A 20390-nucleotide genomic window follows, 5' to 3' on the forward strand; every position below is an offset into this window, starting at 1 on the left:
CCCAAGTAGCACGGGGCCCGAGAAATCCCGTGTGAATCTGGCGGGACCACCCGCTAAGCCTAAATATTCCCTGGTGACCGATAGCGGATAGTACCGTGAGGGAATGGTGAAAAGTACCGCGGGAGCGGAGTGAAATAGTACCTGAAACCGTGTGCCTACAAGCCGTGGGAGCGTCGCTGTATGTGCTTGCACATGCAGTCGTGACTGCGTGCCTTTTGAAGAATGAGCCTGCGAGTTAGCGGTGTGTAGCGAGGTTAACCCGTGTGGGGAAGCCGTAGCGAAAGCGAGTCCGAATAGGGCGATTGAGTTGCACGCTCTAGACCCGAAGCGGAGTGATCTAGCCATGGGCAGGTTGAAGCGGAGGTAAGACTTCGTGGAGGACCGAACCCACCAGGGTTGAAAACCTGGGGGATGACCTGTGGTTAGGGGTGAAAGGCCAATCAAACTCCGTGATAGCTGGTTCTCCCCGAAATGCATTTAGGTGCAGCGTCGTGTGTTTCTTGCCGGAGGTAGAGCACTGGATAGGCGATGGGCCCCAACGGGTTACTGACCTTAGCCAAACTCCGAATGCCGGTAAGTGAGAGCGCGGCAGTGAGACTGTGGGGGATAAGCTCCATGGTCGAGAGGGAAACAGCCCAGAGCATCGACTAAGGCCCCTAAGCGTACGCTAAGTGGGAAAGGATGTGGAGTCGCAGAGACAACCAGGAGGTTGGCTTAGAAGCAGCCACCCTTGAAAGAGTGCGTAATAGCTCACTGGTCAAGTGATTCCGCGCCGACAATGTAGCGGGGCTCAAGCGTACCGCCGAAGTCGTGTCATTCCAGCACATACCCCCAACGGGGGCTGGGATGGGTAGGGGAGCGTCGTGTGCCGGGTGAAGCAGCCGCGGAAGCGAGTTGTGGACGGTTCACGAGTGAGAATGCAGGCATGAGTAGCGATACACACGTGAGAAACGTGTGCGCCGATTGACTAAGGGTTCCTGGGTCAAGCTGATCTGCCCAGGGTAAGTCGGGACCTAAGGCGAGGCCGACAGGCGTAGTCGATGGACAACCGGTTGATATTCCGGTACCCGCTTTGAAACGCCCAGTACTGAATCAGGCGATGCTAAGTCCGTGAAGCCGGCCCGATCTCTTCGGAGTTGAGGGTAGTGGTGGAGCCGATGAACCAGACTTGTAGTAGGTAAGCGATGGGGTGACGCAGGAAGGTAGTCCAGCCCGGGCGGTGGTTGTCCCGGGGTAAGGGTGTAGGCCGTGTGGTAGGCAAATCCGTCACACGTTAAGGCTGAGACCTGATGCCGAGCCGATTGTGGCGAAGTGGATGATCCTATGCTGTCGAGAAAAGCCTCTAGCGAGTTTCATGGCGGCCCGTACCCTAAACCGACTCAGGTAGTCAGGTAGAGAATACCGAGGCGTTCGGGTGAACTATGGTTAAGGAACTCGGCAAAATGCCCCCGTAACTTCGGGAGAAGGGGGGCCATCACTGGTGATCCGATTTACTCGGTGAGCTGGGGGTGGCCGCAGAGACCAGCGAGAAGCGACTGTTTACTAAAAACACAGGTCCGTGCGAAGCCGTAAGGCGATGTATACGGACTGACGCCTGCCCGGTGCTGGAACGTTAAGGGGACCGGTTAGCTGACTTTCGGGTCGGCGAAGCTGAGAACTTAAGCGCCAGTAAACGGCGGTGGTAACTATAACCATCCTAAGGTAGCGAAATTCCTTGTCGGGTAAGTTCCGACCTGCACGAATGGCGTAACGACTTCTCGACTGTCTCAACCATAGGCCCGGTGAAATTGCACTACGAGTAAAGATGCTCGTTTCGCGCAGCAGGACGGAAAGACCCCGGGACCTTTACTACAGTTTGATATTGGTGTTCGGTTCGGCTTGTGTAGGATAGGTGGGAGACTTTGAAGCGGCCACGCCAGTGGTTGTGGAGTCGCCGTTGAAATACCACTCTGGTCGTGCTGGATGTCTAACCTCGGTCCGTGATCCGGATCAGGGACAGTGTCTGATGGGTAGTTTAACTGGGGCGGTTGCCTCCTAAAGAGTAACGGAGGCGCCCAAAGGTTCCCTCAGCCTGGTTGGCAATCAGGTGTTGAGTGTAAGTGCACAAGGGAGCTTGACTGTGAGACCGACGGGTCGAGCAGGGACGAAAGTCGGGACTAGTGATCCGGCAGTGGCTTGTGGAAGCGCTGTCGCTCAACGGATAAAAGGTACCCCGGGGATAACAGGCTGATCTTCCCCAAGAGTCCATATCGACGGGATGGTTTGGCACCTCGATGTCGGCTCGTCGCATCCTGGGGCTGGAGTCGGTCCCAAGGGTTGGGCTGTTCGCCCATTAAAGCGGTACGCGAGCTGGGTTTAGAACGTCGTGAGACAGTTCGGTCCCTATCCGCTGTGCGCGTAGGAATATTGAGAAGGGCTGTCCCTAGTACGAGAGGACCGGGACGGACGAACCTCTGGTGTGCCAGTTGTCCTGCCAAGGGCATGGCTGGTTGGCTACGTTCGGAAAGGATAACCGCTGAAAGCATCTAAGCGGGAAGCCTGCTTCGAGATGAGTATTCCCACCCCCTTTGAGGGGTTAAGGCTCCCAGTAGACGACTGGGTTGATAGGCCAGATGTGGAAGCCCGGTAACGGGTGGAGCTGACTGGTACTAATAGGCCGAGGGCTTGTCCTCAGTTGCTCGCGTCCACTGTGTTGGTTCTGAAATAACAACCGCCGTGTTTTCATCCGGTTGGTTAATTTCATAGTGTTTCGGTGGTCATTGCGTTAGGGAAACGCCCGGTTACATTTCGAACCCGGAAGCTAAGCCTTTCAGCGCCGATGGTACTGCAGGGGGGACCCTGTGGGAGAGTAGGACGCCGCCGAACAATTTTTCCGGGAGACCCCCGTGCCTTTGGGCACGGGGGTCTTCTGCGTTCACGAGCCTTTCTCCGGAGCTTCGGTCGTGTCCTTTCGTGCGCGAAACGGTTTGACTGCTCTCCGAGCCCGGAGAGAGTATGACCGAATGAATACCGATCATGTGCTGCGGCGTGTGCGTCCCGAGGAGTGGCCGTCGGTCAAGGAACTGCGGCTGCTGGCCCTCCAGGACCCGGCAGCGCCGGTGGCCTTCTTGGAGACGTACGAGAACGCGGCCGGGGAACCCGACTCGTTCTGGCAGCAGCGGACTGCCGGCGGGGCCGAAGGAAGTGACGTGGCCCAGTTCGTCGCCGAGGCGGCCGACGGACGCTGGATGGGATCGGTCACGGTTCTCGTCGAGCGTTCCGGTGGGGAGGACATCTTCGGGGGAAAGGCGGAGGCCGCGCAGGGGCACCTGGTCGGGGTCTTCGTGCGTCCGGAGGTCCGGGGGACCGGGGTGACCGACGCGCTCTTCCGGGCCGCCGAGGAGTGGGCCTTCGGGCTCGACGATCCGTACCTCGGACGTCTGCGGCTCTTCGTCCACGAGAACAACCCGCGGGCAGCCGCGTTCTACCGGCGGTACGGCTTCGTGCCCACCGGCGACACCGTGCCGGTGCCGGGCGTTCCGGGTGAGCACGAGGTGGAGTACGTACGGGAGCGTGGCTGAACCGGAGCAGTGCGCCTGGGGGCCGGGGGTCACACGGCCGGCGGCGTCAGCGGGGTACGCCAGCGGGCACGGGCCTGTTCGGGGGAGCGGAGCAGGGCCAGCGTGACGAGGCCCTGACGTTGGCCGGTCGCCAGCAGCTCGGGCAGACGGGGCAGCGGGGCGACGGCGGCGATGTCGTCGAGGACCAGCGTGATTGGTGGGTCGAGCCGACCGTCGGTTGACCGTGCGGCCATGCGGCGGCCGTGCTCGACCACGTGCGAGGCGAGCGCGGTGAGCAGTGGCATCGCGCCCGGCTGGTGGCGAGGATCCTCGACGGACTCGCCGACCACATACAGGGTTCCCCCTTCGAGGGCGAAGGAACCCAGTGCGGCGGTATCGGATCGATGGGGTGTGCAGGCCTCGCGGACGTGAACCGTGGCCAGTGCGCTCAGCGCCCGTCCCGTCAGTTCCTGGGCCGCCCGGCGGCGTTCGGGGTGGGCCGTGAGGGCGGACTCCAGCAGACCGGCGAGCCCGGAGGCCGCCTTCGGGTGGGTGCGGAGGAGCCGTACCGCCTCCTGGGCGCCGCCGCCCATCGCCCAGCGGTGGACCTGGCGGAACGGGCGCCCGTCGACGGCCGCCGCGTGCAGCCAGCACTGCAGCAGGGTCTGCGCGGTGTCTGCGGTCGCCTCGTCGATGCGGGCCTGTGGGCGTACCGGCGCGAGGAGCGCGGCGGCCCGGGCCGCCGCCACGTCGGGCTGCTCGCAGCCCTCGGTCGGCGACCAGTGGAGGCGGGCCGGGGTGTCGCAGAGATGCCCCGGGTCGTGGACGAGCACCGGCCCGAGCTTGGCACGGGCGTCTTTCGTCTCCGCCCAGACCGTGGGGTCCGAGGTGACCACCAGGACCGGGCCGGGAGCGTCCAGCACGGCCTGGACGGCGGTGGGCCGTCGCTCGGCCGCGGTCGCGTAGAGGAGAACGGGCGTACCGGGAGTCCTGGCGGCGGGGACACCGCGCCCGTCCTCCTTCGCTTCCACCGGAAGCGAAGCCGTTACGGGACCCGGGACGGGGGCGGCGGCCGGGGGTGGGGTCGGCTGGCTCCGGAGGGGGGCGGTGGCCATGGGAGGGGCGGCCGGGCGTTCGTCGCGCTCCCCGTCCTCCCGCCGTGTCTGCCGTGGCCGGCCTTCCTGCTGTGCCTGCTGTGCCTGCTGTGCCTGGAGTTCTCCGCGGTCCCGGCGTTCCTCGCGGGCGCGGCGGCGTACCTCGCGGCCACGGGTGACGACGCCGAGGACGAACACACCGAGGACCACCAGCACCAGCAGCTCGCTGATGAGCAGCCCCCAGAAGAGGCCGTAGCCGGAGAGCTCGCCGGGTGGGGTGCTCGGCCAGGCGCCGGCGAGGTCCGTGGGCGAGCTCGCGAGCCGGCGCAGGGCCGAGGGGGTCCGCGGCAGGGACACGTCGGCGGGCCATGCTCCGTGGGCGAACAGACCGGCGAGCCCGGTGGCCGTCCACAGGAGGACCGTCACCCCGAGGAGGAAGGCGAGTCCTCCGATCAGCAGTCCGTCCGGGACGCCGCCGCCCCGCTCCTCGCGACCGACCGGAGGGTGCCCGGGGCCGGAACCCGTCGAGGTGCGTGCCACCTCAGGCCACCGTGGACTCGGACGACTCGTCGAGCCGTTGCCGGCGCTCGATGCGGGCCGCCCGTCGTTCCGTGTCGCGCTCCGCCTCGCGCGCGTACTCGGGGAGCAGGTCGTCCAGGTCGTTCGCGCCGTCGGAGGAGGACTCCGTCATGGCGCGGTCGGTGAAGACGAGTGGGCGTTCCGCCTCGGTGATCAGGTGCTTGACGACCTGGACGTTGCCGTTGACGTCCCACACCGCGATGCCCGGGGTCAGGGTCGGGATGATCTCGACGGCCCAGCGGGGCAGCCCGATCACCCGCCCGGTCGCCCGGGCCTCGTCGGCCTTCTGGGCATAGATCGTCCGGGTGGAGGCCATCTTGAGGATCGCCGCCGCCTCGCGTGCCGCGGCCCCGTCCACGACGTCGCTGAGGTGGTGCACGACGGCGACGAACGAGAGCCCGAGCCGACGGCCGAACTTCAGCAGCCGCTGGAAGAGCTGGGCGACGAAAGGCGAGTTGATGATGTGCCAGGCCTCCTCGACCAGGAAGATGCGTTTCTTCCGGTCCGGCCTGATCCAGGTGTGCTCCAGCCAGACGCCGACGATCGCCATCAGGATCGGCGTGGCGATCGAGTTGCGGTCGATGTGCGAGAGGTCGAAGACGATCAGCGGGGAGTCCAGGTCGATGCCGTCGGTCGTCGGGCCGTCGAACATGCCGCGCAGGTCACCGTCGACCAGTCGGTCCAGCACCAGGGCGACGTCGAGGCCCCAGGCCCTTACGTCGTCTATGTCGACGTTCATCGCCTCGGCGGACTCGGGCTCCGGGTGGCGCAGCTGCTCGACGATGTCCATCAGAACGGGCTGGCGCTGGGTGATCGTCAGATTGACGTACGCGTGGGCGACCTTCAGCGCGAAGCCGGAACGCTCGTCGAGACCGTGGCCCATGGCCACCTCGATGATCGTACGGAGCAGGGCGAGCTGACCGGTCGTCGTGATCGCGGGATCGAGCGGGTTGAGCCGGATGCCGCCGTTCAGGGCAGCGGTGGGGTCGAGCCGGACGGGGGTGATCCCCAGCTCCTCGGCGATGAGGTTCCACTCGCCGTGCCCGTCCTCGCCCTGGGCGTCGAGCACCACGACCTGCCGGTCGCGGAAGCGGAGCTGGCGGAGCACGTACGTCTTCTCCAGCGCGGACTTGCCGTTGCCGGACTCGCCGAGCACCAGCCAGTGCGGTGCGGGCAGCTGCTGCCCGTACAGCTGGAACGGGTCGTAGATGTAGCCCTTGCCGGAGTAGACCTCGCGCCCGATGATCACCCCGGAGTCTCCGAGACCGGGCGCGGCGGTGGGCAGATAGACGGCCTGCGCCTGGCCCGTGGAGGTACGCACGGGCAGGCGGGTCGTCTCCACCTTGCCGAAGAGGAACGCGGTGAAGGCTTCCGACAATGCGGACAGTGGGTCTCGCACGAGTGGTTGCCCTCTCTCTCGACTGCTTCCGGTCGCCCGGAGGTGGGGTGGTGCAGTGGTGCGGGGTTGTTCCCCGGGGCCGCGTCTTCCAGCGGCTTTCTAGCGGCGGATGCCGGTCGCGAACGGCAGGGTGTTCACGAAGGCGCGGTGGTGCTCGCGGTCGCACCACTCCAGCTTCAGGTACGACTTTCCGGCCGACGCCCGGATCGTCCGCTTGTCACGGGCGAGCGCCTCGGGGGAACGCGAGGAGACGGTGATGTACCCCACCAGGTTCACCCCTGCCGCACCGCTCGCGAGGTCCTCGCCGCGCTGGTCGAGACGGCCGTGGGCGGCGATGTCGCGGGGGTCGACGGTGCGGTTCATCTTGGCCTGGCGGCTGGCCTCGGCGTCGTCGTTGGTCTTCTCGGTCAGCATCCGCTCGATGGCCACCTCGGTGGGTTCGAGATCCATCGTGACGGCGACCGTACGGATGACGTCGGGGGTGTGGACGAGCAGCGGGGCCAGGAAGTTGACGCCCACCGGCGTCATCGGCCACTCCTTCACCCAGGCCGTGGCGTGGCACCAGGGAGCGCGGGTGGTCGACTCCCGGGTCTTGGCCTGGAGGTACGTCGGCTCCATCGCGTCCAGCTCGGCCGGCCAGGCATTCCGCTTGGTCATCGCCTGGATGTGGTCGATCGGGTGGTCGGGGTCGTACATCGAGTGCACCAGCGAGGCGAGCCGGCTCTGCCCGAGCGGCTGACGCACCCGGATGTCGGCCTCGGCGAGGCGGGCGCAGATGTCGGTGAGCTCGCGGGCCATGACGACGGCCAGTCCGGCGTCGCGGTCCAGCTTCCGGCCACCCTGCGGGCGTGCCGCGCGGGCCATCGCGGAGGCCTCGGCGCTGAGCTCGCGGCTGTGGTGCATGCAGGCGACGAGGTAGGCGCGGTGCTGCTCGCTGGAGGTCGAGACCATGGACTGCAGTTGGTCGTACGAGTCCTGGAGCCAGCGCGGCGCGTGGTTGTCGCCCCGCTGGGCGACGTCCTTCGCGTGCGCGTCGGGGTCGGCGGGGAGGGTACGGGCCAGCATCTGGATGCGGGTGACGAAACCGTCGCCGTTGGCCACGTGCTTGAGCAGGGTGCCGAACCGGTCGACCAGCGCCTCTTGGTCCTCGCTGTCGCGCAGCCCGACGCCGGGGCCCTCGATCTCGATCGCGGCGGTCACCGTGCGGCGGTCGGCGTGCAGCAGCACCGCCATCTCGTCCGGCCCGAACGGGGCGGAGAGCCAGCTGATCCGCCCGATCCCGGGGGGCGGCCCGACCTCGACCTCGCGGCCGTCACCCCGTACCCCGGCCTCCATCGCGGAGGAGCGGTAGGCGGTGCCGCGACGCAGGGAGCGCTTGTAACTGCGGTTGATCTCGAACCACTTGTAGAAGGTCCGGTGCTTGTACGGGACGTACACGACGGCCAGGGCCAGCATCGGGAAGCCGGTGAGCAGCGCGATGCGCAGGGAGAGGACCGGTACGACGAGTCCGCTCATCATTCCGAGGAACGCGCCGACGATGATGAGGGCGATCTCGCCGGTCTCGCGGTTCTTGCCGACGATCGCGTTCGGCCGGGCACGGCCGATGAGATACGTGCGGCGGGGCGTGATCGGGTGGGACTGGATCGTCACCGCCCTCCACCTCCTGTGCTCGGATTACCTGTGCTGCCGGAACCGCCCCGCGGGGAGCGGCTGCTGTGGGGGGTCCCGGAGGTGGGACCGGAACCGCTTCGGGGGGCGGGTGCGGCTCCTCCGCCGCCCCGGGAGCCGTGCGCCGCGACACCGCCGCCCAGGGGGTTGGCCGACCGGCCGCCGCCTCCGCCGCCTCCGCTGTTCTGGTCGTTGCGCCCGCTGTGCGTCTTGATGCCCTGGGAGACGAGGGCAGCGGGCGAACTGACCAGCGCGGCGGCCTGGGAGCCATCGGTGGCCTGCTTGCGGTTGGTACGCGCGCCCTGGATCTCGTCGCCGAACCCGGGGACGAAGCGGTAGATCATCGCTGAGGCGAAGATGGCGAGCAGAATGATCGAGAGCCCGGAGACGACGGCGGAGAGCGCGTCCGGCCCGTCGTCGGAGGAGAGGGCTCCCGCGAGGCCGAGGACGATCACGATCACCGGCTTGACCATGATCACCGCGATCATGATGCCCGCCCAGCGGCGTACGTGGCCCCACATGTTCTTGTCGACGAGTCCGGCGTACACCACCACGCCCAGCAGGGCGCCGACGTAGAGCAGCGCCGCCCGGATGACCAGTTCCAGCCAGAGAATGCCCGCGGCGAGAAGGGATACCAGGGAGACGACGATCAGCATGATCGGCCCGCCGCCCATGCCGTCGCCCTTTTCGAGCGCCTCGGCGAACGAGCCGAAGAAGACGTCGGACTGGCCGCCGGTGGCGGACGAGATGACCTCCGTGACCCCGTCGGTGGCGGAGACGACGACGTACAGGATGAGCGGCGTGAAAGCGGAGGCCAGCACCGTGAGCCACAGGTAGCCGACGGCCTCGGAGATCGCGGTGGTGAACGGGACTCCCCGGATCGCCCTCTTGGCCACGGCGAACAGCCAGAGGACCAGGGTCAGGATTGTGGAGGCGGCGAAGACGATCGCGTACTGCTTGCGGAAGGACTCGTTGGTGAAGTCGACACTGGCGGTGCCCTCGACGGCCTTGCTGAGCTGGCCGATGAGGTACGACGCGGCGTCGGCACAGCCGTGGGCCAGGGAGGTGAGGGGGTCCAGGGGGTCGTCGGTGGTTTTGGGGGGTGTGGTGCGGGTGCCTGCGTCGCCTTCGCAGTAGTCCTTGGCGGGGCCTCGGATCAGATCACATGCGTTGTTACTGGCAGAAGGAGAAGGGCTAGGGGACGGCGCGGCGCTAGCACGGGCGGCAAAGGCGAATGCGCCGACCTGGACGGATCCAACGACAGTCGCCGCCGAGATCCGACGGTACCTTCTATCGCGCATAGGTGAACCCTCCGAATTCCGTAACCGCATCGGCCATTTGATCAGCCGGTGAAGCCGCCTGGTCACGTCCGACGGGTACAGGCCCATCCTTTTGCGCGAAGTCGGTTACTTTCCAGTCGCCGTTGACCCACTCCAGTTCGTACGTGGTGGTGTACCAGCCCTCGGATACAGGGTTCTTGGAGCCCTCTCCCGCAAGGCCGAATAGAGCTGAGTACCAGACGGCGACGGTTGCTTGGTCTCCGCTGTACCTCTCGATCTTGGCTCCCACCGGATTAGATCGAGAGATGAAGGTCAAGGCGTCCGGGGGGGTGCCGTCGGGATTGAGCCCGATGCTGGAAAGAAATGCTGTGCCGGAGTAAGCCTCGTCGATGCGGGCCTGACGGGACGCAGCGACATCCGGGGCGTATACGGCCTCAGTGATCTTGTGGCGGCCGTCGCTGTTGAACATCTGGTCCGACCCGAGCACGACCGTGTAGTTCGCCGCCGCGCTCTGGGCACCCTGCTCGTCGTGAGCGAACCCCGAGGCGATGCTGCCGTTCTTGCCCGTGACGGGGTCGGTGCCGGTGGGGGCGGTCGGGGCCGTGCCTTCGGCGGTGTCCGCGCGGCTGCTGCCAGGGACGGCCGGGTCCACGTTGTCACTCTTGTCGCCACCGCCGAGGTTCGCGAACGCGATGGCCGCGACGAGCAGCACGACCACGCCGACAGCCATGACCAGCGAGCGGGTGTTGCGGGCGGGCCGGCGGCCATGGAGGGTGCCGGGGTTTCCCTCGGGGAGGCGGGTGCGCGTTTGGCGGGTTCCGCCCAACGTGCTGTACGCGTCGTCGCCCCGGCTGCCGGAGTCCCTGCTTCCGTAGCCCTGCTCATCGTCGTAGCTCATGCCGCGTACGTCCCCTCAGCCGTGTGCGGTCCTCCGTCGTACGACGGTAGCTCTGCTGGGCGCCGCGCGGGGGCGGTGTGGTGACTCGACATGGGATGACTCGACCTCAGCCGGTGACGCGACGGGCGGATGATGGGGAGACGGGATGCGACAGCAGAAAATTTCGCTGATCGCGCGTCAGACAGCCATGCCGTACACGATGGTGAACAGGGTGCCGAGGGATCCGATGATGAAGACGCCGGTGAGCCCGGCGACGATCAGGCCCTTGCCCTGTTCGGCGCTGAAGGTGTCGCGCAGGGCTGTCGCGCCGATGCGCTGCTTGGCCGCACCCCAGATCGCGATACCGAGACAGAGCAGGATGGCTACCGCCATCACCACCTCGACCATGATGCGTGCCTCGTTGCCCAGCGTCCCGAACGGGCCCCAGTTCGGAGCGATTCCGCCGATGATGGTGGTGATGTCGCCCTTCTCAGCTGCCAGGATCATGTAAGTCACCGCCCCTGCTGTGTAGTTCGCCGCCCGCGCCGTCCGGTGCGGGTCGTGTCTTCTTATCTTCGCTGATGAAACCCCGCCAGCACGACGCCTTCCCGGGTCTCTTTACCCGGATCTCGCACAAATGACCGGGGTGGCCGTCCTGAGCTGCGGTGTGGCCGGGGCGGTTGGACCACTGGCTGGTTACTCTGTGTATCACGCTCCGTGACGAGGAGCAATGACGAGGGTCATGGTTTCCGTCGCGACGGGAGCGCCCGCCGGGGCGCCCGTGTTCGCATGCGCTGTTCGAGAGCCGGTCGTGCGCCGCCTGCGTCAGGCCGATGCTCCGTCAGGTTGCGTGCCCCTAAACGCCTGTCTTCGCGAGGGTGTGCAGGAGGTCGCGTGTCGCCCGCACGTCAAGGGCGAGCGATTCGAGCCTGTCCAGCAACTGGCGGTACGTCCGGAGCAGAGGTTCGGCGTCCAGCTGGGTCAGGCCGTGCGCCTGTTCCAGGTGCACGGTGTCCAGTTGTGCGACCGAACCCTGTACGTACGTGATCGGCTGCCCGGCTCCCGGGTGCCCGCCGGACGCGAAGGGGATGACGCGGAGGGAGACGGTCTCCCGCTCGCTCATCGCCAGGAGATGGCGCAGTTGGGGGCCGGCGACCCGAGAGCCGCCGAGCCCCATGTGCAGGGCGGCTTCGTGGACGATCGCCCGGTACGGGACCGCCTCCGCGCGGAAGACGAGGTCCTGCCGCCTGATGCGGAAGGAGAGCCGCCGCTCCGCCTCGGGCGGCGTCAGTTCGGGCACTCCCCGGGTGTGGACCTCGCGGGCGTGGTCCACGGTCTGGAGGAGGTCCGGGACGGTGCAGATGGTGGCTGCGCGGAGCGCGGTGCCGTGGTGTTCGAGCTCGGCCAGGTCCAACAGGTTGCCCGGAAGGTCGCCCCGGTACTCCTCCCACCAGCCGCCTCGGCGCTCGCCCGTCATGGCGGCCAACGCCTCCACGAGTCCGCGGTCGGTGCACGCGTAGTGGCGGGAGAGGGCGCGGACCCGGTCGGCGCTCACTCCGTACCGTCCGGCCTCGATGTTGCTGATGCGCGCCTGGTTGCCGCCGAGCAGGACCGCGGCCTCCGTGGCGGTGATCCCGGCGCGTTCGCGCAGCTTGCGCAGTTCCGCGCCGAGCCGTCGCCGACGTGCCGTCGGGGTCGAGTTGGTCGCCATCGGCCTCCGTTCGCCCAGTCACTCGTTCGGGTGTCTTAGGGCATGCATTACCCCGATTGCGGGGAATGTATTACATGGCGCCTCTACCGTGATCGTGGGACAGGTGCCCGCGACGAGCCCGCCGATCGGCCGGTTCGGACGCCGGGTGCCGGACGGGGCCCGCCAACCACACCTTCCGAACGGGGATTTCCATGCATGCACCCACCGTATCGCCGCCGTGGACGTACACCCTTCAACTGCCGCACGATCCGCGCTCGCCCGGCGTGGCCCGCTCGGTCCTGCGGGTGGTGCTGCGCGCACATGGCATGACCGCACTGGGCGACACCGCAGAGCTGCTGGTGAGTGAGCTGACCACCAACGCGTACCAGCACTCCTGGGGGGCGTACTCGCTCCGGATGTGCGGCGCGGGGCATCGACGTATCCGGCTCAGTGTCTGGGACAGCAATCCGGAGATCCCGCCCCCCTTCCGGGGACCCGGGGACGGTGGGAGCAGCGGGGTGTGCGTACCGGCCCAGCAGACGACGCTCACGGAACGCGGGCGGGGACTGGCCCTCGTTCAGATGTGTGCGGAGAGCTGGGGTGGTCGTGCCCTGCCCGCCGGACCGACCGGCGAGGGCGGCAAGCTGCTGTGGGTGGTGTGCGGGGAGAAGCCGGAATGAACGCGTCCCGATGTCACCGCTCGGGCGGTACGAGCTGACGGGCTGCCCATCATTCGGGTGAAACCGTGGCTCGGCGTACCCCTGACCGCCCCGGAAATACCGGGCCCGTGCCGCGTAGAGCCGTGGAAGGGCGGCGCGTCGCCCCTCCTGGATCAGGCACAGTTCTGCCGCTCCACGATCGAGGATCGAGGATCAAGGAACGGGGTGGTGGTATGTCCGTCGGACAGCCGCAAGCGTGGCAGACGTCGGTTGACCCGACGGAAAGTCAGTTGATCAACAGCCGGGATGTCGGTGGGCCCGAGGAGGGGCCGGGGCAAGGGCCGAGCGAGGACGTGGGGAAGAGGGCGGCGTCGGATCCGGCCTCCGGTTACGACCGGCTGCGGCACCACGATGAGCCGTGGATCAAGGCCGCAGGGGGTGCCGAAGCGTTGCACACGAACCTCGGCACGGCGAGGTTCGAACTGGAGAAGTCCCACGAGGGCCTGCTGACGAGCGAGAACGCCGGCGACTTCGCAGTTCTGGGCGAGCTCGCAGCGGTTCGTGCGTCGTGGGTACGTCGTATGTCGACGGCACAAGGCGAGTGCGGAAGCCTCGCCGGAAAACTGCGGACGGTCGCCAGGGAACAACGGACGACGGACGAAGCGGTAGGTGAGGGTTTCGGCCCGTTGGTGGATCTCCCGGTGCAGTCGACTCCACCGCTGTCTCTGACCCGGCCACCGTCCTCGTTGTATCTGCTCGGCGGGAGCGACAAGTGAAGGGCGTACTGACATGGTCCGCTCTGCTTGCGGTGCCGTGTGGGGAGTTGGACTGCGCCGCAGACGGCTGGGGTCGTCTCAGCCACCGGGCCGACGCGGCTCGGGACCGGATCGACCAGCAGATTCTCACCGGCCTCCGCGAGACTCAGGAAGGCGAGGCGGTGGACGCCGCCCTCGCCCGTCTGCGACGGCTGGCCCGGAACTTCCAGTACGCCTACACGGAAACCGGACTCGTACGTACGGCACTGAATAGCCTTGCCCACGAGGTACGCACGCATCAGAAGTCGGTCCGAGAGGCGTTGGGGGAAGCCGAGAGCCTGAAGTTCACCGTGCACGCCAACGGGTCGGTGTCGTACCCCGCGAGGGAGGGGTTGATCGCCGACAATCCTCTGCCGGGTGGGAAGACAGTTGACGCCGGCGGATTCCCCGACCTGATGTCACCCTCGGGCACCCTGACACCTCCCAATCCTCACGCGGCCGCAGCCCAGGACATCGCGGACCGGATTGCCAGGGCGGTGGCCTTGGCCGCTGACGCGGACGTGAGGTACGCGAGCATTCTCCGCGAGTTGAAGGCCGAAGACAGCCTGGATGTCCCGGATTCCACGTGGACCGATGCGGCGGCCGACATGGCATCCGTGCGCGAAGCGGCACGGGCCTATCTGAACGACCACATTCCGTACCAGGCATCGGCCGCCGAGCGTAAGAAGTGGTGGGCCGGTCTTTCGCAGGAACTGCGCGACGAGTACCTCGCGACCTATCCGGACATCATCGGTAACCTCGACGGCATCCCCGCTCTGGTACGCGATGCAGCCAACAGGGACAGCCTCCAGTTGTTGATCGGCAAGTTGGCGGTATTGGACGGTGGCGAGGCGGCGGAGAAGCTCGAAGCGCTACGGCTGATCGATCAGCAGCTTCAGGCACCGCTCAAGCCTGGAGACCCGCCGATGTACCTCCTCGGGATCGGCGACGAGGGGAACGGGCGCGCGATTGTGGCCTACGGAAACCCGGATGCTTCGAAGAATGTCGCGGCTTACGTGCCGGGGTTGAATACGTCTTTGGATGCTGAATTTATCAGCAACGACCTAAAGCGGGCGCGCGATATGGCGATTGCTGTTCGAAATATCGACAAATCGAGTTCGGCTATTGCGTGGCTAGGTTACGACGCACCGCAGGCACCAGACATGCTGGCCTCGTTTGACGTGGCCGGGTCGGGACGGGCGAATGAAGGGGGCCGCTCGTTCGGCGATTTCATGGAGGGCATGTCTGTGACTAGTGGGGGTGAGGATCCCCATATTACGGCGATCGGACACTCCTATGGGTCTGTGGCTGTTGGGTCTGCAGCTCAACAGAGAGGTGGAATTCCAGGAGTCGACGATATCGTAATCGTGGGTAGCCCAGGGATCGGAGTTGATCATGCTCAAGATCTAGGCGTGGAAGCAGGGCATGTGTTTGTAGGGGCGGCCAAGAATGATGTGGTGACCAAGTCCCCATCGAAAGTGCAAGCTGCCGCTAACGCTGTGGGGTTCGTCCTTGGGGGGCCTGAACTTTCGCGCGTCATGGGGGATATTGCAGATCCTGGAGGTGATGATGTCTGGTTCGGCAAGGACCCGGCAAGTGAGGCCTTCGGCGCGAGACGTTTCCCCGTCGCAGATGGCCCAACACTTGTGCAGGATTGGTCGTTTGGTGCGCATTCTCAGTATTTTGATCCGGAGCTGGACCCTGCGAGCGCGGGCAGCATCGCGCTAATTGCTGCAGGTCAATCGAAGCGAGTCAAGGTCGAGGAATTTCGATGAATCGGAGTAATGGTGGCGTATTTTTGTGTGTGGCTGCAATCTTGGCATGCGGAGCCTGTGCGGATGAGGGGCGGACTGAAATGAACATGCAAGACGCGGCGCAAGTGGCGGATGGGGTTCTCGATGTCGTATTTCGTGAGATTCGACCTGAGGTTCATTGGACGCATGGACCTACAACGGCTGGGAGCTGTGTTGTTTCGCGCCGGAGGACTGTCATGACGGTCATCTCGGAAGAGCGACGTGGGAGTTTCCTTGGTGTTGTGGATCGCTTTTGGCGAAAGAGTGGATATCGTATCGCGGCGATTAATGACGATGAGATCTATCCGGCGATTTACGCGAAGACTGATGAAGGATTTGACGTCAGCCTGAGTTTTGGTGGATCGGGCCAAGCGTTCTTCCGCGTGGATAGCCCGTGCGTTGAAAGTTCCGCAGTTGCAGAATCAAGGAGTCAGCCCAACACCCCCAGCTACGAAGGCATGGAGAACATTCCGCGCCCCAACATCCAGTCCGACTTCTGGTCGGCCACGGGTGTCGCTGGTGCCACGCTCCCCTCGGGCGCGTCGGGCGCGTCGGGTGCGTCGGGCGGGTGAGGGACTGCTTGGACGGGGTCGTCCTGCGCGAGCATCTGCGCGCCAACTGCGTTCCGTTGGCGGCTGTTTGAGTCCTGGTTTGGGTCCTGGGGCCCATGCCGGTGGTGGGGTGGGTGTGGTCCCCTACGTGCGGTGGCAGGCCAGCCACCGCGCCCACTGACGAGCCGGGGGTCCCCACGTGTCTGGCATACGAGAGCTTGCGGTCTCCGGGGGTGACGCAACGAACCTCAGCCGGACAGCGCAGGGCGGGAGGGGCGTGCCAAGGGCGTTACAGGCAGCCCTTGTTCTTGTGCGCCTGGTGTTCGTGAGCACGGTCGTGGGCGTGACCAACGTTCTCGCGTTGGCGTCCTCGGTCGATGCGGTGGACGGACAACTGCTGGGGATGCTGCTGTACGCGGCTCTGCCGGGGACCGTTGGCTTCGTGTTGTCGTTCTACGCGCGTATCCGTGGGCGCGGAGTGTGGTTCGGGCTGTTGGTCGCGCATGTCTGGTTGGTTCTCGGGTCGTTGGCGACGTATGACACCGAGGCCGCCGAGATGTCCGGGCTTCCCCAACTGGTGATGCCTGTGGGTGTGGTGGTGCTGCTGTTACGGCCTGCGGCGCGGGGGTGGTTCCGCGTGCCTCGGGCGGAACGGTGTGTGGAGCCGGGCTTCGGCGCGGTCCGGTGGTACGTGGCACGCCGTGACGCCGGGCAGAGCGCGATGGAGTACCTCGGCCTTGTCCTGATCGTTGCCGCGCTGGTCGGGGCGATCATGGCGACGACCGTCGGGACTCAACTCACCGGGGAGATGCGCAACGCCATCTGCCAGTTGACCGGCGGTGCGTGCTCTTCGCCCGGCGGCGATGTGGTCGCCGGAGGGGAGCGTCAGAACGGGCAGGAAGGCTCCGCCGGCGGAGCAGCCGGCGGCACGCGAGGCTCCACGGAGGGCGGCGTGGACGGCGCTGCCGCCGGCGGCACCGGAGCCGTGTCCGGCGACGACGGTTCGGACAGGTCCGGGAGCACCACCAGTGCAGGAACCACCGCCGGTACCGCCGGTACCGCAGGCGCTGGAGGCACTGGAGGCACCGCAGGCACTGGCGGAAACACTGCCGGCGCCGCCGGAGACACCGCAGGCTCCACCGGCACCGCAGGCTCCACCGGCACCACCGCTCCGCAGCGCGCCCAGGCCGCCCGCCCCGGCTCCGCCCCCCGCGCCGTTTCCGGCAACGGCGGTGGCTCCGACGCGGGGTTCTTCGAGGGCTTGGTGGTGGACGGGCTCGGAGGTGACCTCCGGGGCGCGGCCCGGACCGTGTTGAACCCGCGGGAGAGCGTCGCGGGCCTCGTCGACCGGTGGTCCGGGGCGGCAGGTGCGGCGGGTCGTGGGACCGAGGACGGCGCCCGGGCCAAGTGGACCGCGGGGGACTACGCGGCGGCGGTGGGGGCGTGGGCCGACGCGTCCGGGGGTGTGGGTGTCGGGGGCATGGGGTTACCCGGCTCCGGGGCACGGGTCGCGGCGGCCGTCCGTGAGGACGAGCGGCAGTACCTGAGCGACCGGATACCGGTGAGTGCCTCGGCGAAGGGGCGCAAGGCGTGGTGGGACGGGCTGAGCCCGGCCGAGCGCGGGCGGTACCTGGAGCTGTTCCCGGAGCGGATCGGGAATCTGGACGGGATACCGGCTGCCGTACGGGACCAGGCGAACAGGAGGAACCTCCAGAGCCTGATCGCCGAGCTGGCGGGCAAGGACGACAAGAAGTCGAAGAAGATCCTCGAAGGGATGAGGGAGATCGACCGGCAGCTGAAGGAGGGCTCGCAGCCGCCGATGTTCCTGCTGGGGATCGGGTCGGAGGGCAACGGCCGGGCGATCGTGTCGTACGGGAACCCCGACCTGTCGCAGCACGTGTCGGCGTACGTGCCGGGGCTGAACACCTCGCTGGACAAGGAGTTCGCGGAGAACGACCTGAAGCGGGCGCGGGACACCGCGATCGGTGCGCAGGGGTACGAGCGGTCCAGCGCCTCGATCGTCTGGCTCGGGTACGACGCTCCGCAGTTGCCGGACAGCGACGGCGTGGCCGGGTACTTCGCCATCATGGGTACCGACCGGGCGGAGAAGGGCGGGGTGGCCTACGGCGACTTCTGGGACGGCCTGACGGCGACCAACACCACCAAGGACCCGCACTTCACCGCGATCGGGCACTCCTACGGCTCCCGCACGGTCGGGGCCGCGACGCAGCGGGAGGGCGGGATTCCGGGGGTGGACGACATCATCCTGGTCGGCAGCCCGGGGGTGGGTGTGGACCAGGCGGTGGACCTCGGGGTCGGCGCCCGGCACGTCTTCGTCGGGGCCGCCGCGAACGACCCGGTGACCAAGCTGCCGTCGAAGACGCAGGCCGTCGTGGGCTCGCTCGGGCTGCTGGCTCTCGGTCCGGCCGGTGCGTACTTCGCGGGGGATCTCGCGGATCCGGGTGACGACGACCTCTGGTTCGGGAAGGACCCGGCGAGCAAGGCGTTCGGTGCCGTCCGCTTCCCGGTCGACCCCGGGCCGCCGGTGATCAGCGGGCACGGCATCAGCGCCGAGGCGCACTCGCAGTACTTCGACCCGGTGCGGGACGCCATGTCGGCCGACGCCATCGCCCTGATCGTGTCGGGACACTCCAGCAATCTGAAGATTGAGGAACAGCGATGAGGCGAAGGCTCCGGACGGCGGTCGCCACTCTGGCGCTCGGTCTCGTACTGGCCGGCTGCGGCGGGCAGCAGGTGGGATCGGACGGCCCGGCCACGGGCTCGACCACCGCCACCGGCGACGGCGCGACCTCCGGCACCGGCGACAGTGCGTCCACCAGCACGAGCGGAAGTACGAGCGGGAGTACAGGGAGCCCCATGGGTGCGATGGACATGCAGGGTGCCGCCGAGCGGGCGGACTCGATGCTCGACCTGACCCTGAAGGCGATCGAACCCGCGGTCCAGTGGGCCCACGGTCCCACCACGACGGGCAGTTGCGACGTGACGCGCAGGCGCACGGTGATGACGGTCGTCGCACCCGAGCGGCGCCAGGAGTTCCTGGACCGGGTGACGGAGTTCTGGCGCGAGGGCGGGTACCGGATCAAGGCCGTCAACAAGGACGAGGAATTCCCCGCGGTGTACGCGCAGGCGGAGGGGTTCGGCATCAGCGTGAGTGTCCGGGGCGGAGGGCAGGTGTTCTTCGAGGTGGACAGCCCGTGCGTGCGGAAGTCGAAGGTGGCCGACTCCGCGTCGAAGCCGAACGGCCCCGCGTACGAGGGGGTCTACCCTCTGCCGCGCCCCGATGTAAAGTCCCCTTACTGGTCGGTGGGCGCATCCTGAGGGGGCGTCAGTGACGTGCGTGCTCCGAACGATTCGTACACACCCTCGAAACGACCCTTGAACCGTGGCTCGGTAGGGGATGGTTGAGGGGTGCGGAAATACTGGGTGTTCGTCGGCGGTGGGATCGGGCTGTGTCTCTGCTTCGTGGGGCTGCTCGTCGTCGGGACGTACTCCGCCGCCGCGGGCATCGCCGGGGCGAGCGGGTCGGTCGGGCTCGCCAAGGGGGCGGTTCCCGCGCGCTATCAGCCGCTCGTGGAGAAGTGGGGCACGCTCTGCGCCGCGATCAACCCGGCGCTGCTCGCCGCGCAGCTCTACCAGGAGAGCGGCTGGAACCCTCGGGCGCAGAGCGCGGCGGCGGCCCAGGGCATCGCGCAGTTCATCCCGGGCACCTGGGCCACGCACGGTGTCGACGGCGACGGCGACGGCGACCGGGACGTGTGGGACCCGGCCGACGCCATCCCCTCGGCAGCTTCGTACGACTGCGAGCTCGCCGGGTACGTGAAGGACGTGCCGGGCGATCCGACCGACAACATGCTCGCCTCCTACAACGCGGGTGCCTACCGGGTCATCCGGGCCGGCGGGGTTCCTGCCATCGCCGAGACACAGAACTACGTCAAGATCATCCGGTCCCTGGAGAAGAGCTTCGCCAAGCCGGTCGGCCGGGTGGCGCCCTCCCAGCAGGCGGCCGGGGCGATCTATTACGCGCAGCAGAAGCTGGGCACTCCGTATCTCTGGGGCGGTAACGGTACGGCCGAGCAGAACGGCCGGTTCGACTGCTCCGGGCTGACGCAGGCCGCGTACCGGAGTGTGGACATCGAGCTGCCGCGGGTCGCCAACGACCAGTACAACGCCGGGGCGCATCCGTCCCGGGACGAGCTGCTCCCCGGTGACCTGGTGTTCTTCTCCGACGATCTGAACAACTCGCGGGCCATCCACCACGTGGGGATCTACGTCGGGGGCGGGTACATGATCAACGCGCCGTACACCGGAGCGGTGATCCGTTTCGACAAGATCGACAGTCCCGACTACTTCGGTGCGACGCGGGTCACCAAGGACGGTGCGGCGGCGCTTCCCACTGCTCTCCCGCAGGCCTGAGGCGGGGACGGGGCAAGGCAAGGGTGGGGTGAC

15 protein-coding genes and 2 rRNA genes (1 of these 17 only partly in view) are annotated in these 20390 nt (G+C 67.0%); 10 read left to right on the forward strand and 7 right to left on the reverse strand.

All coding sequences use genetic code 11. The annotated features are described in order from the left end of the window. The 3 genes from OHT52_RS15890 to OHT52_RS15900 form a co-directional block, all read left to right on the forward strand. A 23S ribosomal RNA gene (locus tag OHT52_RS15890) occupies nucleotides 1-2672 on the forward strand; it begins 454 nt to the left of the window's first position. A gap of 76 nt (nucleotides 2673-2748) precedes the next feature. Then, a 5S ribosomal RNA gene (gene rrf / locus OHT52_RS15895) occupies nucleotides 2749-2865 on the forward strand. Between the two features lie 137 nt (nucleotides 2866-3002). Next, entirely contained in the window at nucleotides 3003-3560 is a 558-nt protein-coding gene (locus OHT52_RS15900) for a GNAT family N-acetyltransferase (RefSeq protein WP_328720789.1), read from the forward strand. Nucleotides 3561-3589: 29 nt separating this feature from the next. Here the strand turns inward: OHT52_RS15900 and OHT52_RS15905 are convergent, their stop codons facing one another. The 7 genes from OHT52_RS15905 to OHT52_RS15935 form a co-directional block, all read right to left on the reverse strand. After that, the gene (locus OHT52_RS15905) at nucleotides 3590-5173 is read right to left on the reverse strand and encodes a type IV secretory system conjugative DNA transfer family protein (RefSeq protein ID WP_328720790.1); all 1584 of its coding nucleotides are present in this window, start codon (nucleotides 5171-5173) and stop codon (nucleotides 3590-3592) included. Nucleotide 5174: 1 nt separating this feature from the next. Further along, nucleotides 5175-6611 (reverse strand): ATP-binding protein, encoded by a 1437-nt coding sequence (locus OHT52_RS15910; RefSeq protein WP_328720791.1) that lies wholly within the window; start codon nucleotides 6609-6611, stop codon nucleotides 5175-5177. 99 nt (nucleotides 6612-6710) lie between these two features. Then, complete coding sequence (locus tag OHT52_RS15915; RefSeq protein WP_328720792.1) at nucleotides 6711-8261, reverse strand: SCO6880 family protein; 1551 nt, start codon at nucleotides 8259-8261, stop codon at nucleotides 6711-6713. After that, the gene (locus OHT52_RS15920) at nucleotides 8258-9580 is read right to left on the reverse strand and encodes a hypothetical protein (protein WP_328720793.1); all 1323 of its coding nucleotides are present in this window, start codon (nucleotides 9578-9580) and stop codon (nucleotides 8258-8260) included. Before OHT52_RS15920 ends, OHT52_RS15915 begins: the two co-directional genes overlap by 4 nt. Further along, nucleotides 9570-10457 (reverse strand): hypothetical protein, encoded by an 888-nt coding sequence (locus OHT52_RS15925; protein WP_328720794.1) that lies wholly within the window; start codon nucleotides 10455-10457, stop codon nucleotides 9570-9572. The genes OHT52_RS15920 and OHT52_RS15925 overlap by 11 nt, the downstream gene beginning before the upstream one ends. A gap of 177 nt (nucleotides 10458-10634) precedes the next feature. Further along, nucleotides 10635-10943 carry a hypothetical protein gene (locus tag OHT52_RS15930; RefSeq protein ID WP_266706183.1) on the reverse strand — a complete coding sequence of 103 codons (309 nt, stop codon included), beginning with the start codon at nucleotides 10941-10943 and terminating at the stop codon, nucleotides 10635-10637. A gap of 349 nt (nucleotides 10944-11292) precedes the next feature. Further along, nucleotides 11293-12147, reverse strand: a complete 855-nt coding sequence (locus OHT52_RS15935) for a helix-turn-helix domain-containing protein (RefSeq protein ID WP_328720795.1) — start codon at nucleotides 12145-12147, stop codon at nucleotides 11293-11295. A gap of 191 nt (nucleotides 12148-12338) precedes the next feature. Here OHT52_RS15935 and OHT52_RS15940 point away from each other — a divergent pair, with 191 nt between their 5' ends. From OHT52_RS15940 to OHT52_RS15970, 7 genes are all read left to right on the forward strand, one after another. Beyond that, a complete protein-coding gene (locus OHT52_RS15940) occupies nucleotides 12339-12806 on the forward strand; it encodes an ATP-binding protein (RefSeq protein ID WP_328720796.1) in 468 nt (155 codons plus the stop codon). 332 nt (nucleotides 12807-13138) lie between these two features. Then, nucleotides 13139-13561 (forward strand): hypothetical protein, encoded by a 423-nt coding sequence (locus OHT52_RS15945; RefSeq protein ID WP_328720797.1) that lies wholly within the window; start codon nucleotides 13139-13141, stop codon nucleotides 13559-13561. Then, the gene (locus OHT52_RS15950) at nucleotides 13558-15354 is read left to right on the forward strand and encodes an alpha/beta hydrolase (protein ID WP_328720798.1); all 1797 of its coding nucleotides are present in this window, start codon (nucleotides 13558-13560) and stop codon (nucleotides 15352-15354) included. The genes OHT52_RS15945 and OHT52_RS15950 overlap by 4 nt, the downstream gene beginning before the upstream one ends. A 215-nt stretch (nucleotides 15355-15569) precedes the next feature. Next, nucleotides 15570-15944, forward strand: a complete 375-nt coding sequence (locus OHT52_RS15955) for a hypothetical protein (protein WP_328720799.1) — start codon at nucleotides 15570-15572, stop codon at nucleotides 15942-15944. Nucleotides 15945-16731: 787 nt separating this feature from the next. Then, nucleotides 16732-18606, forward strand: a complete 1875-nt coding sequence (locus tag OHT52_RS15960; protein WP_443046795.1) for an alpha/beta hydrolase — start codon at nucleotides 16732-16734, stop codon at nucleotides 18604-18606. Next, a complete protein-coding gene (locus OHT52_RS15965) occupies nucleotides 18603-19262 on the forward strand; it encodes a hypothetical protein (protein ID WP_328720801.1) in 660 nt (219 codons plus the stop codon). The genes OHT52_RS15960 and OHT52_RS15965 overlap by 4 nt, the downstream gene beginning before the upstream one ends. Before the next feature lie 105 nt (nucleotides 19263-19367). Beyond that, complete coding sequence (locus OHT52_RS15970) at nucleotides 19368-20357, forward strand: C40 family peptidase (RefSeq protein WP_387369235.1); 990 nt, start codon at nucleotides 19368-19370, stop codon at nucleotides 20355-20357. The last annotated feature ends 33 nt before the right edge of the window (nucleotides 20358-20390 follow it).

Origin of the sequence: Streptomyces sp. NBC_00247 (assembly GCF_036188265.1) — a bacterium.
GTDB lineage: Bacteria > Actinomycetota > Actinomycetes > Streptomycetales > Streptomycetaceae > Streptomyces.

Bases quoted from the DNA above. Each gene is read 5' to 3' on its own strand.
- OHT52_RS15900 (WP_328720789.1), top strand. From the start codon at position 3,003: ATGAATACCGATCATGTGCTGCGGCGTGTGCGTCCCGAGGAGTGGCCG.
- OHT52_RS15965 (WP_328720801.1), top strand. From the start codon at position 18,603: ATGAGGCGAAGGCTCCGGACGGCGGTCGCCACTCTGGCGCTCGGTCTC.
- OHT52_RS15955 (WP_328720799.1), top strand. From the start codon at position 15,570: ATGACGGTCATCTCGGAAGAGCGACGTGGGAGTTTCCTTGGTGTTGTG.
- OHT52_RS15940 (WP_328720796.1), top strand. From the start codon at position 12,339: ATGCATGCACCCACCGTATCGCCGCCGTGGACGTACACCCTTCAACTG.
- OHT52_RS15935 (WP_328720795.1), bottom strand. From the start codon at position 12,147: ATGGCGACCAACTCGACCCCGACGGCACGTCGGCGACGGCTCGGCGCG.
- OHT52_RS15925 (WP_328720794.1), bottom strand. From the start codon at position 10,457: ATGAGCTACGACGATGAGCAGGGCTACGGAAGCAGGGACTCCGGCAGC.
- OHT52_RS15930 (WP_266706183.1), bottom strand. From the start codon at position 10,943: ATGATCCTGGCAGCTGAGAAGGGCGACATCACCACCATCATCGGCGGA.
- OHT52_RS15960 (WP_443046795.1), top strand. From the start codon at position 16,732: ATGCGCAACGCCATCTGCCAGTTGACCGGCGGTGCGTGCTCTTCGCCC.
- OHT52_RS15920 (WP_328720793.1), bottom strand. From the start codon at position 9,580: ATGCGCGATAGAAGGTACCGTCGGATCTCGGCGGCGACTGTCGTTGGA.